17 protein-coding genes are annotated in these 18,652 nt (G+C 52.2%); 7 read left to right on the top strand and 10 right to left on the bottom strand.

What is annotated here, in order from left to right; translation table 11 throughout:
* Positions 1–17 precede the first annotated feature (17 nt).
* Positions 18–89 carry a pyrroloquinoline quinone precursor peptide PqqA gene (gene pqqA / locus HA50_RS09230; RefSeq protein ID WP_010617686.1) on the bottom strand — a complete coding sequence of 24 codons (72 nt, stop codon included), beginning with the start codon at positions 87–89 and terminating at the stop codon, positions 18–20.
* 150 nt (positions 90–239) lie between these two features.
* The gene (locus HA50_RS09225; protein ID WP_084878440.1) at positions 240–1,265 is read right to left on the bottom strand and encodes a dipeptidase; all 1,026 of its coding nucleotides are present in this window, start codon (positions 1,263–1,265) and stop codon (positions 240–242) included.
* Positions 1,266–1,428: 163 nt separating this feature from the next.
* On the opposite strand from HA50_RS09225, the gene HA50_RS09220 reads away from it, so the two are divergent.
* From HA50_RS09220 to leuA, 4 genes are all read left to right on the top strand, one after another.
* Complete coding sequence (locus HA50_RS09220) at positions 1,429–1,992, top strand: fasciclin domain-containing protein (RefSeq protein WP_084878437.1); 564 nt, start codon at positions 1,429–1,431, stop codon at positions 1,990–1,992.
* A gap of 43 nt (positions 1,993–2,035) precedes the next feature.
* Complete coding sequence (locus HA50_RS09215) at positions 2,036–2,590, top strand: RNA polymerase sigma factor (RefSeq protein ID WP_084874513.1); 555 nt, start codon at positions 2,036–2,038, stop codon at positions 2,588–2,590.
* A complete protein-coding gene (locus HA50_RS09210; RefSeq protein ID WP_084874510.1) occupies positions 2,587–3,234 on the top strand; it encodes an anti-sigma factor in 648 nt (215 codons plus the stop codon). Before HA50_RS09215 ends, HA50_RS09210 begins: the two co-directional genes overlap by 4 nt.
* Before the next feature lie 130 nt (positions 3,235–3,364).
* Positions 3,365–5,050: a 2-isopropylmalate synthase gene (gene leuA, locus HA50_RS09205; RefSeq protein ID WP_084874507.1), complete on the top strand. Its 1,686-nt coding sequence runs from the start codon at positions 3,365–3,367 to the stop codon at positions 5,048–5,050.
* Here the strand turns inward: leuA and HA50_RS09200 are convergent.
* From HA50_RS09200 to HA50_RS09185, 4 genes are all read right to left on the bottom strand, one after another.
* On the bottom strand, positions 5,001–5,783 hold the full coding sequence (locus HA50_RS09200) for an AraC family transcriptional regulator (RefSeq protein WP_084874504.1): 783 nt from the start codon (positions 5,781–5,783) through the stop codon (positions 5,001–5,003). The two genes, leuA and HA50_RS09200, sit on opposite strands and share 50 nt — an antisense overlap.
* A 4-nt stretch (positions 5,784–5,787) precedes the next feature.
* Complete coding sequence (locus tag HA50_RS09195; protein WP_084874502.1) at positions 5,788–6,651, bottom strand: NAD(P)-dependent oxidoreductase; 864 nt, start codon at positions 6,649–6,651, stop codon at positions 5,788–5,790.
* Between the two features lie 246 nt (positions 6,652–6,897).
* Positions 6,898–7,614 (bottom strand): hypothetical protein, encoded by a 717-nt coding sequence (locus HA50_RS09190; RefSeq protein WP_084874499.1) that lies wholly within the window; start codon positions 7,612–7,614, stop codon positions 6,898–6,900.
* A gap of 13 nt (positions 7,615–7,627) precedes the next feature.
* Positions 7,628–7,969 (bottom strand): hypothetical protein, encoded by a 342-nt coding sequence (locus HA50_RS09185; protein WP_084874496.1) that lies wholly within the window; start codon positions 7,967–7,969, stop codon positions 7,628–7,630.
* Positions 7,970–8,501: 532 nt separating this feature from the next.
* Here HA50_RS09185 and HA50_RS09180 point away from each other — a divergent pair.
* A complete protein-coding gene (locus HA50_RS09180) occupies positions 8,502–10,256 on the top strand; it encodes a right-handed parallel beta-helix repeat-containing protein (RefSeq protein ID WP_084874493.1) in 1,755 nt (584 codons plus the stop codon).
* Between the two features lie 870 nt (positions 10,257–11,126).
* Here HA50_RS09180 and HA50_RS09175 read toward each other — a convergent pair.
* Positions 11,127–12,809, bottom strand: a complete 1,683-nt coding sequence (locus tag HA50_RS09175) for a hypothetical protein (protein ID WP_244193568.1) — start codon at positions 12,807–12,809, stop codon at positions 11,127–11,129.
* Positions 12,810–13,481: 672 nt separating this feature from the next.
* Between HA50_RS09175 and pqqU the strand changes: the two genes are divergently transcribed.
* Complete coding sequence (pqqU, locus tag HA50_RS09170) at positions 13,482–15,608, top strand: TonB-dependent receptor PqqU (RefSeq protein WP_084874490.1); 2,127 nt, start codon at positions 13,482–13,484, stop codon at positions 15,606–15,608.
* Positions 15,609–15,691: 83 nt separating this feature from the next.
* Here the strand turns inward: pqqU and HA50_RS09165 are convergent, their stop codons facing one another.
* From HA50_RS09165 to HA50_RS09155, 3 genes are all read right to left on the bottom strand, one after another.
* Positions 15,692–16,243, bottom strand: a complete 552-nt coding sequence (locus HA50_RS09165; protein ID WP_084874488.1) for an isochorismatase family protein — start codon at positions 16,241–16,243, stop codon at positions 15,692–15,694.
* A 17-nt stretch (positions 16,244–16,260) separates the two neighbouring features.
* Positions 16,261–16,683 (bottom strand): MarR family winged helix-turn-helix transcriptional regulator, encoded by a 423-nt coding sequence (locus tag HA50_RS09160; RefSeq protein WP_084874485.1) that lies wholly within the window; start codon positions 16,681–16,683, stop codon positions 16,261–16,263.
* 84 nt (positions 16,684–16,767) lie between these two features.
* Entirely contained in the window at positions 16,768–17,313 is a 546-nt protein-coding gene (locus HA50_RS09155) for a helix-turn-helix domain-containing protein (RefSeq protein ID WP_084874482.1), read from the bottom strand.
* 95 nt (positions 17,314–17,408) lie between these two features.
* Between HA50_RS09155 and HA50_RS09150 the strand changes: the two genes are divergently transcribed.
* Entirely contained in the window at positions 17,409–18,587 is a 1,179-nt protein-coding gene (locus tag HA50_RS09150; protein WP_084874480.1) for a benzoate/H(+) symporter BenE family transporter, read from the top strand.
* Positions 18,588–18,652 lie beyond the last annotated feature (65 nt).

Raw genomic sequence — 18,652 nt, 5'->3', positions numbered from 1 at the left:
GGTGGCGGGCAGAAGTCTTAGCGGTTGGAGATGTACAGAGTCACTTCCAGGCCCAGACGCAGGTCAACAAATTCAGGTTTTTTCCACATAATATTCTTCCTCTAAGTCTCTTAACGCAGAGCGAACTCTGCATGGAATGCTTGCGCCAGGATCTGTGATCCCGATCGCAATACACAACGCGGGCTGATGTTGCGCCAATGTGACGAACAGATCAACCCCGATTAGGTAAGGGAATTGTGTTATTCCCCCCAAATCTGTTTCAGCACCCGCTGCCAGTTGCCCCAGGTAATTTGCTCAAGTATCGCCTGATCATAGCCATTTTCGCGCAACAAGGCGCAAAGCTGTGGCAACCCGGAAACATCTTTCAACGCCTCTGGCGCGCTGATGCCATCGAAATCGGAGCCAAAGGCCACATGATCGCGGCCCATTATCGCGATTAAATGATCAACATGTTTAACAATTTCGATCAGTGGCGTGTCGGTGTCGCGTTTACCATCGGCACGCAGAAAAGCGTTGCCAAAATTGACCCCCACCACGCCGCCACTGTCGCGGATGGCGCGCAGCTGATCATCGGTGAGATTGCGCGGCTGCGGGCACAGCGCATGGGCATTGGAATGCGTCGCCACCAGCGGCGCAGAGGATAAACGCGCGGTATCCCAAAACGCGTTAGCGTTCATATGGGAAACGTCAATCAGCATGCGATGCTGATTCGCAGCGGCAATCAACGCTGCGCCCGCTGCGGTTAAACCGGGGCCGCTGTCCGGTGAGCCGGGGAAGTTACCGGTGACGCCCACACCAAAGCGGTTGGGCAGATTCCAGAACGGTCCGATGCTGCGTACGCCAGCCTGATAAAACGCGGCCAGCGTTTCACCTTCGCCATCAAAACCATCGGCCCCTTCGATATGCGCCACCAGCGCCAGCACCCCTTGCGCCCGGCAGGCGGCGATATCGGCGTGGGTCAGACATAAGCGGGCGCGGCCCTGCGATTCAGCCACCAGCGTTTTGAGGATCGCCAGCTGCTGCCAGAGGATTTCCAGCGGCGACCAGCGCTCCTGCGCCCGCTGGGGCGCAACCTGCTCGATATAACGTTGCGGCGGGACGAACAGCGCAAACAGGCCACCGGCAAAACTGCCCTGCTGCATACGCGGGAAGTCGAGGTGTCCATTTTCTATACCGGAGAAAAATGCCTGAGCGGGCGCATCACGATGATGCAGCCACAGGTTAAGCAGCAGGTCGTTGTGACCATCGAAAATTGAAAGAGGCATAGCCTGATAACAACGGGATAACATAGGGGCTATGCTACGCGTCTGCCGCGCTTTCGCCAAATCGCGGCGCACAAAAAAGTCATTTTCAGCTGCATCCATTACCCCTTCCCACTCGTATATCCGATCGTGAGCAACTTCTTTGCTCCTTCAATGAGGGTATATGATGAAAAAGTTAATCAGCCTTACCGTCGTATCCGCAGCACTTTTCATTGCAACGGGCGTTAGCGCGGCAATGAACAATGACTCTGTCATGGTTGGAGGCGCTGCAATGTATCCCCAAAAGAACATCATTGAAAATGCTGTAAATTCAAAAGACCATACCACGCTCGTCGCCGCAGTGAAGGCCGCAGGCCTCGTTGATACGTTACAGGGCAAAGGTCCGTTCACCGTATTCGCGCCGACAAATGCCGCCTTCGCCAAATTACCCGCAGGAGCGGTCGATAACCTGCTCAAGCCCGAAAACAAAGCCAAACTGACCAGCGTGTTGACCTATCATGTGGTTGCCGGGAAATATGATATGAAGGCGCTGGAACAAAAAATTAAACAAGGCGGTGGTCACGCTGAACTAAAAACCGTGAACGGTCAGCCTGTGTGGATCATGAATAATGGTCCGCATAACATCCAGCTGAAGGACGGACAAGGTAATGTCGCGAATATCAGTACCTATGACGTCAACCAGAAAAACGGCGTGATTGATGTGATTGATAACGTTCTGATGCCGAAGTAATTGTCTATACTCCGAACGGGAAGTGAAACCATCCGGAAAGAATATGGATTCAATTCAGGCTGAGCAGCAAAAAACGTTACTCAGGGCGGTTGCGGATGGCGACCGCTCTGCCTTTGAACAGCTCTACCGACTCACCTCACCACATCTGTTCGCGATTGCACTGCGTATGCTGCGCCACCGTCCCTGGGCAGAAGAAGTCCTGCATGACTGCTTTATCACCGTCTGGAACAATGCGGCATCTTTTAATAGCACCCTGAGTTCGCCGCTGACATGGATGACGCACATCGTTCGCAACCGCTGTATTGACTGGCTGCGAAGTGGATATGTCCGGCAGTTCCGTGCGGACGAAGAATATGTTGAAGATCAGATAACGCCAGCGGTTGCTGAACATCAGGATAATCAGGATGCCGAGCGGGTTGCGCGGCTACATCATTGCCTGAAACATTTAAGCAGTGAGCAGCGTCAGAGCATATCACTCGCCTATTATCAGGGCATGTCGCATACGGATATCGCCGACTGGCTACAGCAGCCTGTCGGATCGGTAAAAAGCTGGATTCGTCGCGGCATGGAACACCTTCGGGAGTGCGTTGGGTTATGAGCGAACGAGACAAACTTGATGAATCACTGGCGGCAGAATATGCGCTGGGGACATTGCAAGGGGGCGCCAGAATCCGCTTTCAGCGAAGGATGTTGAATGAAGCTCAACTGGCTGAGCGTGTATTCCGATGGGAGTCTCTGCTGGCCGGGATGGATAACCATCTTATCCCTGTCAAACCGCCTGACGTCATATGGAAGAGAATTTCCCTTGCCCTTCCTGCCAGAAACAAGGTTACACCGCAGAGGCGTTTCCTTCCCTGGCTTGCTGCTGCGGGTATTTCCATTGCGGTACTGGTCTCAGCTTACCTCTACAGAGAACCCGCCCTGACGCCGCTAACGGTGCTGGATAATGCCCAGCGTACCGGACAATGGGTTGTGAGCACCAACAGTCACCAGGACAGGATCAGCCTCTTTCCACTCGGCCAGGTTAACGTCGAACCCGACCGAAGCCTGCAGCTCTGGCTAATCCCGGCAGGCAAAGCACCTGTGTCGCTGGGCTTAGTGAACAGCGAGGCCACCAGTGACTTTGCTTTAAACGGCTTGAATCCATTGAATAATGCTTCGATAGCCATCAGTCTTGAGCCAAAAGGCGGGTCGCCAACCGGCCTACCGACCGGTCCGATTTTGTTCAGTTCTAAATTATAAACAGGTGGTGCATAAGCGGGGTGGCTGTGGCGTCTTAATTGTCAGTTTTGCACGGGTGGTTGTCAGCAATGGGCGAGCCGCAGCGGGATGACTTCAGCGAGACTGACAGCAGACCCTAAGGAGAACCCCTATGCTTACCCAACCCGCTGAAAAATATCGTCCTTACCCGGTGATTGACCTGCCGGAACGCCAGTGGCCATCACGCCAGTTGACCCAGGCACCGCGCTGGCTTTCCACTGATCTGCGCGACGGCAATCAGGCCCTGGCGACGCCGATGGACAGCGCACGCAAACTGGAGTTCTGGCAACTGCTGGTGCGCTGCGGATTTAAAGAGATTGAAGTGGCCTTTCCTGCCGCCTCGCAAACTGACTTCGACTTTGTGCGCCTGCTGATTGAACAGCGCCACATCCCTGACGATGTCGCGATTCAGGTACTGACCCAGGCACGCGCCGATCTGATCGACCGGACGTTTGCCGCGCTGCGCGGCGCACCGCGTGCCATCGTCCATCTGTACAACGCCACCGCCCCGCTGTTTCGTGAGCGCGTGTTTCGCCAGAGCAAAGCGGAGATTATTGAACTGGCCTGCGCCGGTGCACGCCAGATCCGCGCCCGCTGTGAAAGCCAGCCGGACACCGCATGGACCTTCCAGTATTCGCCGGAAACCTTCTGCTTTACCGAACCGGAATTCGCGCTGGAGATTTGTGAAGCGGTGGCGGCCATCTGGCAACCTGGTGCGCAACGCCCGATGATCATCAACCTGCCCGCGACCGTTGAAGTGAATACGCCGAATGTCTATGCCGACCAGATTGAATATTTCTGCCGCCACTTCAGCCAGCGCGCGCAGGTGAGCATCAGCGTGCATCCGCATAACGATCGCGGCACCGGCATCGCCTGCGCCGAGCTGGCTTTGCTGGCCGGTGCCAATCGGGTTGAAGGCTGCCTGTTCGGTAACGGTGAACGCACCGGTAACGTGGACATCGTCACGCTGGCGCTGAATCTCTATACCCAGGGAGTGGCCCCGCAGCTCGATTTCAGCGATATCCAGCAAGTGCTGGAAGTGGTGACGCGCTGTAACCAGTTGCCGGTGCATCCACGCCACCCTTATGCCGGTGAGCTGGTGTTTACCGCGTTCTCCGGCTCGCATCAGGATGCGATTCGCAAAGGGTTTGCCGAGCGTGCTGAACGTGAAGAAACAATCTGGCAAATGCCGTATCTGCCGCTCGATCCGGCGGATATCGGTTGCAGCTATGAAGCAGTGATCCGCGTTAACAGCCAATCCGGCAAAGGCGGTGCCGCCTGGCTGCTGGAGCAGAACCACGGCCTGCAATTGCCGCGCGGCCTGCAACAGGACTTCAGCCGCATCGTGCAGCAGCAGACCGATGCGCATGGTCAGGAGATGACCCACCACGCGTTGTGGCAACTGTTTTGCGAACACTACGGCCTGACGCAACCAGCGCGACGATTGCTGGAAGCAGAAAGTCATAGCGATGAGAAAGGGGAAACGCGCCTGAAAGCCCGGCTGCAGCAAGGGACACAGCAGGTCAGTCTGGAAGGCAAAGGCAACGGGTTGCTGTCCGCAGCGGTCACCGCCTTACGCCAGCGCTATGGCCTGACGCTGAGTATTGAGGATTATCATGAACACACCCTGGGCAAACGCAGTGACAGTCGCTCCGTCACCTACCTCAGTTGTGTGAATAGTCGTGGCGAGCGCGCCTGGGGTGTGGGTATCGACAATGACGTGGCGCGCGCCTCGTTACAGGCGCTGCTTAACGCCGCCCACGCTTTTCTGCCGCTGGAAAGTAGTTCGCTGGCGTAACCCCGAGCAGACGGCGAAACATCGCGCTGAAGGCGTCGGGGCTGTCATAACCGAGGTCCAGCGCCACCGCCAGCACCGTGTCGCCCTGCGCCAGGCGGGTTAAAGCGACACTGATGCGCACCCGTCGCACCCAGTCGCTGAACTGCAAACCGGTTTCGCGACTGAAGTGGCGCGCCAGGGTGCGCTCCGCCACACACAGTTCTGCCGCGGCCCGTACCAGCGTCCAATTTTCGCCGGGTTGTTGCTGGATCTGCTGGCACAACGCCAGAAGCCGGGCGCTTTCCGGCCAGGGGAAACCGAACGGCAGCACATCCATCACCCGGATTTCATCCAGAATCAGTTCGTAGATCCGCTCGGCACGGCTGCCCGCTGAGTAACTTGCAGGCAAGGCAATCGCGCTGACAATCAGTTCACGTAGCAACGGCGAGATCTGCACCACCTGGCAGCTGGCAGGCAGGTCGGCTCTTGCCAGCGGATCGATAAACAACGTGCGCGCCGCCACCTGACCCACAATCTGCAACGCATGCCGCGTACCGGCGGGCAACCAGACACCGCGACTGGGCGGCACAATCCAGTTGCCGTGCTGTGTCTCCACTTTCACCACGCCGCTCAGGGTGTGGATCAGCTGGGCGCAGTCATGGTAATGCCACGGCTCTGCATCGCCGTGGGCATAATCATGGGCATAGGGCACCAGCGGACGGCTGGTGAAGTCGAAGTTCAGCACCGCCGTCATCGCATTACGGCTTCAGGAACTGATAAACCGCTGCCAGATCCTGTTCGCCATAACCGGCGTCCACCGCCTGCTGCCAGACATCCACGATGTTCTCCAGCGCGGGCAGTTTTGCCTCACCGGCGGCATCCAGCGCCAGACGCGCATCTTTCAACGCCCAGATCAGATGCATTTGCGGAGTGAAGTCGCCGCTGGCGATCATACCGAGTTTCATTTTGGCGTAAGGTGCGGCCAGCGGACCGCCGTCCAGCACTTTCCACAGGTCGTCGGTGCTGAAACCGAACTGCTCTGCCAGACGGGTACTTTCCGCCAGGCTCTGCATCAGACCAATCAGCCAGCTGTTAACCACCAGCTTCATGCGTGAGCTGGCCCCGGCAGCACCTAACCATTGGGTGCCCTTGCCAATCGCCGCAAACACCTGTTCTGCCGCCTGGGCTTTGCTCTGATCACCGCTCGCCATCACCAGAATCTGCGCGTTTTCCGCTGGCGCTTTGGTGCCGGAAACCGGCGCATCGATAAACACCATATCCGGACGCGCTTCTGCCAGCTGCGCAATCAGCGCATCGGTCGCCTCTACCCCAATGGTGCCCATCTGGCACAGCGTGGCACCCTGATTGAACGCACCTTGCGCTTCACTGATGACCTGGAGCGTCGTCTCACCGTCAGACAGCATGGCAATCACCACGTCCGCCCCGTCCACCGCCTGGACGGCGCTGTCACTCAGGAGCAGTCCGGCAGACACTAAATCTTCGCCACGGGCGCGTGTGCGGTTCCAGCCCTGCACCACAAAGCCTTTCTTCAACAGGTTAGCGGCAAAGGCATGGCCCATTGCGCCCAGCCCCAATACCGCGACTACGGGTTGCTGACTCATCTTCATTCCCTTCTATGGTTTCGGACAAAAACGCTAGCCTGACAGGAATTCAGCTGCACAGCCAGGCCAGAGGTGCGGTGAAAAAACATTTTTAAACCTGAGCGTTGGCAATAACCCGTCATGCTATAGAAATTGCGTTACAAGGGCATAAAAAAACCCGCATCGCGGGTCAGTAATTATTAATAAGTCTCGTAACTTATTCAAAATAATCCCAAAGAGAAGGAAAAACCGGGTGGTGGTTTTTTATCAATAGAGTGCATCTTTATTAAGCACATTAACGATATGATGGCAGGAGTCTGGATTAAAAGAACGCCCCCACTCCACGATTTGTTGTGCAGTGAGCGTCTGGCAACTCCAGGGAATCAATCCTCCAATAGCCTTTCCCTCTTTGGCAAGCACATCAACAAAAGCATTCAGGCGCGTATCATAAATTCTGACTTCGCCAATAGTTAAGATACTGCTCGCCCATAACGATCCGCCGGAGATACTTTGTGTATTATCACAAACAATATATTCATGCTTCATCGTCAACGTTTTGTATATATTCCTTGCCAGGCCAGCTGCGCGGTAATCTTCGTCAATGACAACACTTTTTATCTGTTTGGCAGAAAGCACGAAACCATTATCCTGTAGTAACATATCCTTATAAGCAACCCGACCGATTTTTTTGGTACGTCGCTCATCTTCCATATTAAGAGACAAAAGATTTTCAACGATATCATCGTGCCGCATTCCCTGATCATCAAGGTCCGTGCCGAAGTCGAGATAAAAATCAGGTTCAGAGCAGCCTATTGAATAAATATCCAGGTAGTAATGATATGCCCCACCATTTAGAACATATTCATCAACCCGGAAAAGACCACCTTCACGAGTAAATAGATAATTCGTTTCCAGATGACTTTTTATGCCATCCAACTCGATGTGAATATCTTTATTGTAGTTACCAATCAGGTCTGGGGGCATATCTGCGAACCTATTAGTGAATATTATTATTCCAATGTTTATTCATAAAGATTGTAATAACTGTCTCTATCATGTCGAGAAGATGAGCGTCCGCCAGTTGCGGATACTGTTCTGAAGGTTTTACGACATAGCGGAGTTTGTTCGTTGATGACGTGGCAATTTCAGCGAATGGAATAACTTCACCATCAGCCTGAGTGTCATTCAGTGTAACGATAAAAAGTTGACGCTGAGGGGACTGGCGCTCACTTAAACGAAGCACAGTGAATTCATTTGAAGTTTCAGAATCGATAAATGAGTCAACGTACTGCGTGCGATTTTTAATCGTTTGCACAGAGCGTCGCGCTAAAGTTGTCATCCAAACCTCCCGATCACGGCTCAAGGGGTCACAATAAAGAGTCAAAAAAACCAACCAGACAGTGAAGTCACAGAGTGGAATTGTATGAAGTGTCACCAATCTGGTAACGCAGAGCATACAACAACTCTTTGCATCCCTGCAAAGCTTTAGTGCGCAATCCGGATGGTTGTGAAAGTCAGATAGTACGATGATTTACAAAGATAATTTACAGCTTTCCTGCATAGTAAATCATCGCAAAAATGCACAATAGCGGTTTGATTGAATTTCACGGCAATGGGGTACCTACATTATATCGTCGGACCTGCCCCGATCTGATTGATGTGTCCACCACTACCCGACCGCCAACAGTCTCCACCGTGATTGTGCCTTCATAGCGGGCATTCATTATCTCGTTCAGGTCGATGCGTCACCCGAAGTAGTCACTTAACTGGCGCAGGAGGTCCATGATTTTCACCTCTGCATATTGAACTGTATAAATTTACAGTATATAACTTAGCTGTACATCCATACAGTTCACATTCCAGGGGGAAGCATGAGTGTTGAAGTAACGATTGCAAAGGATTTTGTTAATTCAATAGAGCTATATGCTTCTGATTATGGCTTCACAGGCATCGGTGATGAGACGGAAAAATGGAAGCTATTTTGCCAGGAGCCTCGAAGTAAAGTTCTTGATGTTTCAATTGGTATTTCTGGTGAAGGCATCCTTGCAGACAACGCCAGTCTCAGGGCAATTAATGGTTGTGAAATTACCCTAACAGCAGATGTGACAGGCACAACAATCACCGGGTCAGAGTCACATTGCCTTGTAGCTGGGAGCAATAGCAAAATTAGTTCCATTATTTTCAATGGGGTAAGAGAAATATTCTACAATGGGGCTGGTGTTCTTATCCCTACAGGAAAAACAGGAGCCGAAGTGCTCAACTGTCAGTTCCTGAATACATCAGGAATCCCTGTTAAATTTTATAAGTGTTCAAATTGCAAAGCTCAGAATAATTATATTGAAGGCGTTCGTCATGGGATCATGTGGTGGCTAGCCACCAACATCGAAATATCATCGAATATCATCACTAAAGTTTCGCACCCCTCTCTTAACAACGGTGGTGGAATTTGGGGTGCTGTAGGTCAGAAAATTTTCATCCATGACAATTACGTATCTCATTGCGCTGATGTAGGAATAGATATTGAAGGTGGAAGAAATTGTTTTGTCTATAACAATTATGTAACCAACTGCCGAAATGGTGAGCTTGCTATTTTCGCAACAGGGAGCGAGTCAGATTTGGTTGCGGCGGCAATCACTATGGGGAACATTGTTTTCGCCAATAACAATGTTGACCGATACTCAACGGCAAATGACAGGTCCGGGACGGCAGTCTCAAATGCCTTAACTGACGCCGCTGGTGAAATGATATATGGAGGCCTGGATCTTATTCAGGATGGTTCCCTTATATTTGAGAGGAACAGGGTTCGCGTCCTTGATACTTCAGGAAACTCACTTTTCTGCCACCGAAGTCGAACCAGTAACGCATCTGGTTCAGCAAAAATTATTCAGCGTGGTTGCATCTATGAATCAGTCTCTGGCAGAACAATTCTGTTCTATGACCGCCAGGATAGAGAAATGCACAATTGTGAAATCAGGTATAAGGGTTCTGTCGCTGTTGCTCTCGGTGAGCTTCGTGACCTGAGAACATTCAAAGCAAGAGGTAACCTTCTTGACATTGATACCGCAGCAACCGTGACAACCTATGCGCTAACATTGAATAATTCTCAGGCTGCAAATGATGCCAAATTGGAGCTTGATTCCTGGATATTACGAGGACCCGCAGGATATGTATTACTTCGCATCGACCAGACTAGCACCGCAAGGACCGTGATACTGAACAATATGGACCTCCCCGACTTTGTTGGCACTTCCCCAGCAACCTGGCCTGTGAGCATTGGCCAGGGAGCAATTTACTGGAATAACCAGAAAATAAGAATACAAAACACATCAGGAAGTGAATTAGATTTCGCGGCCGGTATTTTTTATCATTCAAATTTTGATGCTATTCACTGTCACGCGACACTGATGCTGGCGTCTAAGAAAAAAGCAACCTACCGTTTCGCTTTAAAGTGCGATGCGTTCGACACATTATATCTGGCAGCAATTGATACCGGGGGAGCGATTAACACGGGCCTCTGGCCGCACTCATTCTGTTACGCCACCTTCAGTGGGACCTCAATCAGTTTTACCAACACCAGTACTGATGCCTTGTCCGCAGTAATTGAGTTGAATTTAAACTCCATGTGAGGAATATTATATGTATCTTACGACTTCAACTGCTGAGTATAACCTGTATTCAGCGACGCAGAATGTTTCAATTGTATTAGTAATTCAGCGAACATCAGATAATCTTTGTATTGTCACTCCTGATTATGGCTATTCAAACGAACGCATCATAGACAATTATGTCCGTAATATTGACGCTCTGATATTCGCAGATCTGCCTTCTGATGTCACTGAGACTACGTGGCTGGCGTCATTTAATGCGACAACTGCGTAGTAAATGACACCTAAACCGCACATCTGACCATACTGGTGCGTTTTTCTGTCAGTAATATTACGTTCCGCCAGAAGAGTTAATATCTGTCTGTCCTTTTTTTAATTATGTGTGATATAACACATGGGCGGTGCCTTTACGCCGCGTCGATCCTAAAAATCAACTACTGAAATGAGATGGTCTACCCGTAAGAGCAAATAGCATAGCGTTAAATCAGGAACAACAGAATAATGCCTCAATCCATACCAATCTGTTCAGCGAGAGGATACCGGAGCTGATGTTCATCACATAGGCGTTAGCTGCACCGATGTCTGCTGACGCTTGGTATTGCACTGAATACCATCAATCCGACCATCTGATGGCAGAAATGGCGCTATTCGTGTTAGAAGATCGGTTTCGAGTGGAATCGCTCCAAGGGAGATGATTTTATAATCAATTGATTTTTTTTCAAAAAAAAGCTGCCAGATGGCAGCCTGTTAGCTTTTTCCCGTACGTGTTCAGGGATTACGCGGTGAGCAGTTGTATCGCCGATTATATGGCCGTCTTCTGCGCAGAGTTTGTGTAATAATTAACGTTTACAAAATAAAGCATGGAAGCTTGTTTTGATTCAGAACCAGTCATTAGTTATACCCCGCAACTCGCATATGCTTGAAAACGTTATTGGCAACATTTGATGTAGCCCGGATTCGTATGTAATGGCTATATGCCAGACCTGTATATGTAGTGCCTGATATCGTATTACTTGTGTCAGATAATCTAACCATCCCAAGGTCAGTCGTGATTTGAGCAACTAAAGTTGTTCCCGTACTTCCGTCGGCTGTTTTGCTATTGCTGAAGAGTACATTTGGTGCAGTGTTTGCATTACCGTCATACGCAACCATCTGTGTAAGGGCTATCTCAAAGTTTGACCCTGCATCCTGAGAACCCGGACCAAACGTTATATAAGCCCTGATATCATCAACTGCCTTTACTCCCTCCGGAATCTGCCACTCAAAGTAGAGGTTGGTACCGCTCTTGGTCGCAACGGTGATATTATCATTCCATGATGTTGTATCAGCCTTGTCATTAAGTAGGATTGCCGCAGGCCGGATATAGAAATACTTACGAATCCAGCCACTTATTACGTTGTTCTGAATAAACCATGACACAAGATTAGTTCCACCAAAACCCATTACCTTTGGTGTCTGGCTGATTGTGTTGTTTGCAGCATTATTATTTGCAAAATAAATATCATAGGTAAAGTTACCAACACCTTCAAAGGATTCAATATGTGCATACTGAGCGTAAATTGAAATTATGTTTACCCCCTGCCCTGTGATGTTCCTTATCACATTCGGCATGGTTGAATCGTTGTAACCACTCACGGTGAAATATGTAGATATCACGTTAGTGCAGTTTCTTATGTCGATATTTTCTACTATCCCTCCTTTGGAATTATTTAATAAAACCCCTTCTGATTGAGTTGTAAGCCCAAGGCTTGGAATTTTTATATTCCTGATTATTGCACTTTCAACATAGTTCGTAGCCACACCAGAACCATTTGTAGACCCGGCTGTCATTGCAGTTAACAGAGTGCCACCATCAACACCGCAGTTTGTAGAGTTGGCAATAAATCCGAGTGCATAATAGGTCTGCACCATATCAGCCTGTTCAACAGTCACTCCATATGCCATTACATCATGGCATGATGGAGATGATGTTGAAGAGTCGTTTCCAAAATTAAATGCCTGAGTCCATCCGTATGTTTTGAGGTTGTAAATTCTCACATGCTGCGCATTAACGCAGTTGATCGCATAACCACCCCAGGATGTTGAACTGGAGAAATATGCTTCCATTCGCAGGTCGTGGATTGTTACGTTCTGAGCCTGAACATAAGACTGATTATCTCTAAGATATGTGCCGAGCGGCAGGTCCGTAACACCAGATGTGCTGATAGAACCTGGATAAGTTCCGGCAACATAAAGCGCTTTAGCAGTGGCGTAATTCCATTCCCTGCTACTGCCAATTACCAGACCACCGCGCCCATATGCCGAAGTAGGATTCACATGTTTGATAGTGGCATTGTTTGCATAAATAACAACATTACCTGGAATGAAGTTAACAAAGTCAACCCAGTAAGTTGCATTTGGGTTCATCCAAATTACCCCACCTCCTGCTGTCCGGATTGCCTCCAGCATATTGTAAATGCATAGTGAGTTGGTATGTGCATAGGTTTGATCGTTTGCAATCACGCCATAATCTTCGGGTGTAAACAATGAACTCAACTCAGCAGAGGTAAGCTTCTGACTATCTACTTCGGCCATAATCAATCTCCTTGATGTTTATTAGCTAAAGGGAGTAGTGATGCAAATACAATTAGAACCTGGCATGTATTAATCGTTTCTAATTTAATGCGCGTTATTTTATGTGACTGTTTAAACTACGCATTAAAGCAATGTGAGGTCTCTGGCTGTCATGCGGCGTTTGGCCTGCGTATACATTGCCGCCAAGTCAGATGGTGACTTAGCCATGCTAAAATAGCCTATTCAGCAACAGCAAGGTTAACGGTAGTCTGTGCAGCTGAGGCCATATATGTAAAATAACCCACACCAACTCCCGTCGTAGCTACTGCTTTCGCGATCACCGCAGTGCGCTCAACCGAATAGGGTGTTTCGCCATTCGTAGAACAGAACAGCGCACTATCCTTCTGCGATGCATCACCATTCACTGGCAGAGCAATAAATAAACATGAATTCATCAGTGAGGATTTTGCCTGTTCTGTCGCCGTGATCGTTGTCTGGAACTGGCGGCGAATTGAGAGTGAGTTATATGCGAAAAAACTCAGAGCCAACTAACGAGTAAAAAGGAGGCCATATAACTTCTTAAAACGGAATCAAAGACTTGAAAAGTAATGCCAACAACGGATAAAACCATTAACATATGCGCCATAATGTTCCGTCCGGTACATTTCACTTCTTTTGTTACGGTCTTTCATAATGAAAATAGCTTTACTGCGTCAGGGGCTGTGGCTGGCGCTGCCTGCGGTGTTCCCCTTACCGTTACTGGCAGCGGATGACGCCAGCAATACCATGGTGGTCAGCGCCACTCCCGCCGGTTCTGGTTTGTCCGAACTGGATACGCCAGCAGCGGTCAGCGTGGTTTCTGGTGAAGATATGCGCCATGCGGCACCGCGCGTTAACCTGTCGGAAAATCTCTATGGGGTGCCCGGTCTGCAAATCCAGAACCGGCAAAATTATGCCCAGGATTTACAGATTTCGGTGCGCGGCTTTGGTTCACGTTCCACTTATGGCCTGCGCGGCATTCGCATGTACGTGGACGGGATCCCAGCCACCATGCCGGATGGTCAGGGCCAGACCTCAAACGTTGACATCGGATCGATCGACCACGTTGAAGTGCTGCGCGGCCCCTTTTCTGCGCTGTATGGCAACTCGTCCGGCGGCGTGATCAATGTTGAAACCCAAACCGGCCAGCAGCCCACCACGCTGGAAGCCAGCAGCTGGTACGGCAGTTACGGCAGCTGGCGCAACAGCATTAAAGCCAGCGGCGCGACCGGCGATGGCACCCATGCCGGGGACGTCAACTACACCATCTCCGCTTCACGCTTTACCACGCACGGTTATCGCGACCATAGCTCGGCCGAGAAAAATCTCGGTAACGCGAAGCTGGGTGTGCGTATTAATGATGTCAGCACCCTGACGCTGCTGTTCAACAGCGTTCATGTGGATGCGCAGGATCCGGGCGGATTAACCGAAGCACAGTGGCAGCAAAACCCGCGCCAGGTGGCGAGCAATGTCACCTTGTACAACGCGCGTAAAACTGTCGATCAGACCCAGGGCGGCCTGCATTATCAGCGTCAGATGAGCGAAAACGACGACCTGAGCGTGATGATGTACGCCGGTGTGCGTGAAACCACCCAGTATCAGTCTATTCCGGCCAGTGCGCAGACCAACGCGGCACATCCGGGTGGCGTGATTTCCCTTACCCGTCATTATCAGGGTATCGATACTCGCTGGACCCATCGCGACACCCTGTTCAGCATTCCGCTCACGGTAACCGGCGGTCTCGATTATGAAACCATGACCGAACGCCGCAAAGGTTACGAAAACTTCACCACCAGTAACGGCGTGACCGATTACGGCGTGATGGGCGATATGCGTCGTAATGAACGCAATCTGATGTGGAATCTTGATCCTTATCTGCAAACCGCCTGGCAGCTGACGGATAAGTGGTCGCTGGATGCTGGCGTGCGTTACAGCACCGTCAATTTTGACTCCAACGATTTCTACATCACCCCCGGCAACGGCGACGACAGTGGCAACGCCACCTACCATCGCTGGCTGCCTGCGGCCTCTCTGAAATATGCCATCGACGATAGCTGGAACGCCTATGTTTCTGCAGGTCGTGGTTTTGAGACCCCGACCATTAATGAGTTGTCATACCGCTCTGATGGACAGTCCGGACTCAATCTCGGTCTGAAACCCGCTACCAGCGATACCGTTGAACTGGGGACTAAAAAACGTATCGGTTATGGCCTGCTGACCGCCGCTATTTTCCAGACCGATACGGATAATGAAATCGTCGCGGATAGCAGCAGCAACGGACGGACCAGCTATAAAAATGCCGGACAAACCCGTCGTCGTGGTCTGGAACTGGGCCTGGATCAGCAGTTCGGTGAGAACTGGCGGCTGAAAGCGGCATGGACCCTGCTGGATGCGCGCTATCGCAGCAACGCCTGTGGTACGGACAGTTGCGACGGTAATCGCATCCCAGGAATTGCGCGCAACATGGCGTACGCCGGATTGTCATACGCGCCTGAATACGGCTGGTATGCCGGAGCCGATGTGCGTTATATGAGCGATATCGCCGCTGATGATGAAAACGATGTGAAAGCCCCGGCTTACACCGTGGTGGGTCTGAACACCGGTTACAAATGGTTGATCCACGAGAGCTGGACGCTGGATGCGTTTACCCGCGTCGATAATCTGTTCGACCGCAACTATATTGGTTCGGTGATTGTGAACGAGAGCAATGGTCGTTACTACGAACCGGCGCCTGGCCGCAACTACAGCGTTGGCCTGACCGTAAGCTACGCCTTCCAGTAATTAAATTTGCGCGAAAAATCGCGCCGCGACGAATCAAGTGCAACCCATCGTAGCGGCGCGATTTATCGCGCTTTTTCCGGGAACTATCCCAGCAGCGCCAGCACATCCGCCGTTGAACCGGTTTCACCGAGGCGCGGGAAAATGCGTTCGACGCTGTTCTGATGCGTATCCGCATTCAGGCAGGTCATGGCATCGGTGGCCAGCGTGACGTTGTAACCTAATTCATACGCCTGACGCGCAGTGGATTCCACCCCGATGCTGGTCGCGATACCGCACACCACCACCTGAGTCACACCGCGTTGTTGCAGCTGCTCGTGCAGGCTGGTGTTATGGAACGCACCCCAGGTTTTTTTGGTGATGCTGATGTCGCCCGGCTGCGGCGTCATTTCTGGTACCAGTACCGCCCAGTCTGCTGGCAGCTCGCCGCTGTGGCGCGCCTGCTCATTACGACCCGGCGCACCGCCAGCCACGTTAACCAGCACCACGGGCAGATCTTTGGCGCGGAATGCGTCGGTCAGGCGTGCACAACGTTCGATCACCACTTTCGGATCGTGCACCACTGGCAGCGCCACAATCCCATGTTGCAGGTCAATCACAATCAGGGCGGTTTTGGCGTCGAGTGTCGATAAAGCCATGTTGAGTCCTCTCAGGATTATTGGTCGGCAAGTCGTTGCAGTAAGGGAATAGCGGCCAGCAGCGTTTGCTGTTCCTGCGGGCTGAGCGTCGCCATGCTTTTCACCAGCCAGTCATCACGCTGGGCGCGGTTAGTCGCCACCAGCTCACGACAGGCTTTGGTTGGATAGTAGCGGGTTTTTCGACCATCATGCGGATCGGCTTCACCCAGCACCATGCCTGCGGTTAGCAGACTGGCGACTGTCGCCCCCATTGATTGGGTGCGCACCCCCTCCGCCTGCGCCAGCTCCGTTACGGTCATCGCGCCATCACGTACCAGATAGCCGAGTACCGCCACCTGCGACCAGGTGAGATCCCCCGGTGGTGCCGATTCACGCAAACGCCTGGCCAGTTTGCCGTTGACGCTACGCAGCGCTGCGGCGGCGCTGTTCAGATCGCTCATGACGACATCTCCCTTACAATGAAACGCGAGTATATAAATACGAAGGCAAACTGTGTAGTTTACCTTCGTATCAATTTGTAAGCCTTATGGCCGACGTGGGTAGTGGATCAGGCTGTGAAAGCGCAATGGCGTGCTCTGGGGATTGCGGTAGCTATGTGGTTTATCGCCAGCAAACTGGCTGGCTTCACCCGGCTGTAAACGGCGCCAGGTGCCCTCAACCCCCAGCAGCAACTCGCCTTCGATTACCACCACTTGTTCAATCACCCCCTCTTCATGCGGCGAAGAATCACTTTGCGCCCCCGCTGCCAGTGTCACTTCCAGCAGATCAAAACGCAGTTGCGCATCGTAGGGCAGCAGCGATTTGGCCTGCATCTGTGCATTGCTCTGGCTAAAGGTTGCCACCATGCCCGGAGGCTGTTCGCTGCGCTGGATAAAGAAGGAAAAAGGGACGTTAAAGCCGGTGGCAATTTTCCACAACGTCGCCACGGTAGGACTGGATTCACCGCGTTCGATTTGGCCAAGCATCGCTTTGCTGACGCCGGTGCGTGCCGCCGCCTGCGTTAAACTCCAGCCATTGGCCTGCCGCAACTGTTTTAGCGCCAGGCTCAGGTGTTGATGCAGATTTTCCATGGGATCTCCTGACAAGCTCGCGCGCAGTGTAGCACTTGTGCGCTATAGCGTCCCATGCAACAATGTGCGCTATAACGCACAAAGGACCGCCCTGCATGATCAGCGCCACTACACGCAGCTCGTTTTCGCTGCCCATACTGATTTCTGGCTTAGTTGCCGTACTGATTGGCTATAGCAGCTCAGCGGCCATTATTTTCCAGGCCGCCCAGGCCGCCGGTGCGACACCGGCACAGATTGGTGGCTGGTTTTCAATGCTGGGGATTGGCATGGGCGTGGCCTCGCTCGGCCTCTCCCTGTGGACACGCATGCCGGTGCTGGCGGCCTGGTCAACACCGGGAGCCGCGCTGCTGGCAACCAGCCTGCACGGCCTGACGTTGCATGAAGTGGTGGGCGTCTTTGTCTTCACCAACGTGCTGATTGTCCTGTGCGGAATCACCGGCCTGTTTGCCCGTGTGATGAAATATATTCCGCAATCGCTGGCCGCAGCCATGCTGGCGGGCATCCTGCTGCGCTTCGGCCTGAATGCGTTTACCGGCTTACAGGGCAATTTTGCGCTGTGCGGCAGCATGTGCCTGGTATGGCTGTTCAGCCGCCTTTGGTTGCCGCGTTACGCGGTCATCCTGGCGTTGATCGCCGGTGTGCTGGTGGCGCTGGGACAACACGCCATTGCCATTCCGCCCCAGGCATTGAGCATCAGCGTGCCACAATGGATTACGCCTCACTTTACTCTGGCGGCGCTGATCGGGGTCGGCATACCTTATTTCCTTGTGACGATGGCGTCGCAAAATGCGCCGGGTATCGCCACGCTTCAGGCGCATGGTTATCAGCCGCCGGTGTCTGCACTCACCGGCTGGACCGGCGCCATTGCGCTGGTGCTGTCACCGTTTGGTGGCTTTTCGGTGTGTATTGCTGCCATCACCGCCGCCATTTGTATGGGTGAAGAGGTCGATGCCGATCCGTCCCGTCGCTGGATGGCTGCGGCACTGGCCGGATTCTTCTATATTCTGACCGGTTTTACCGGCGCACTGATCGCGATGCTGCTGAGTGCGCTGCCACAGGTGTTGATCGCCACGCTGGCGGGTCTGGCGCTGCTGGGCACCTTGTCCGGTAGCCTGCATCGCGCGCTGGCAGAACCACAACATCGCGATAGCGCAGTGATCGCGTTTCTGATCACCGCCAGCGGCGTATCGATGCTCGGCATCGGTTCCGCCTTTTGGGGCCTGGTCGGCGGTATGCTGGCCTGGCTGGTGCTGTCACCGCGCTCCCGCGCTTAAATTTTCCACAATTTATCGCCCAGCCGGGGAAAACCGCCCTGTTTTCCCCCTTATTTCCGCCGTTT

The sequence above is a fragment of the Pantoea cypripedii genome (assembly GCF_002095535.1).
Taxonomy (GTDB): domain Bacteria; phylum Pseudomonadota; class Gammaproteobacteria; order Enterobacterales; family Enterobacteriaceae; genus Pantoea; species Pantoea cypripedii.
This window is presented reverse-complemented; position numbering and strand designations above follow the sequence as displayed.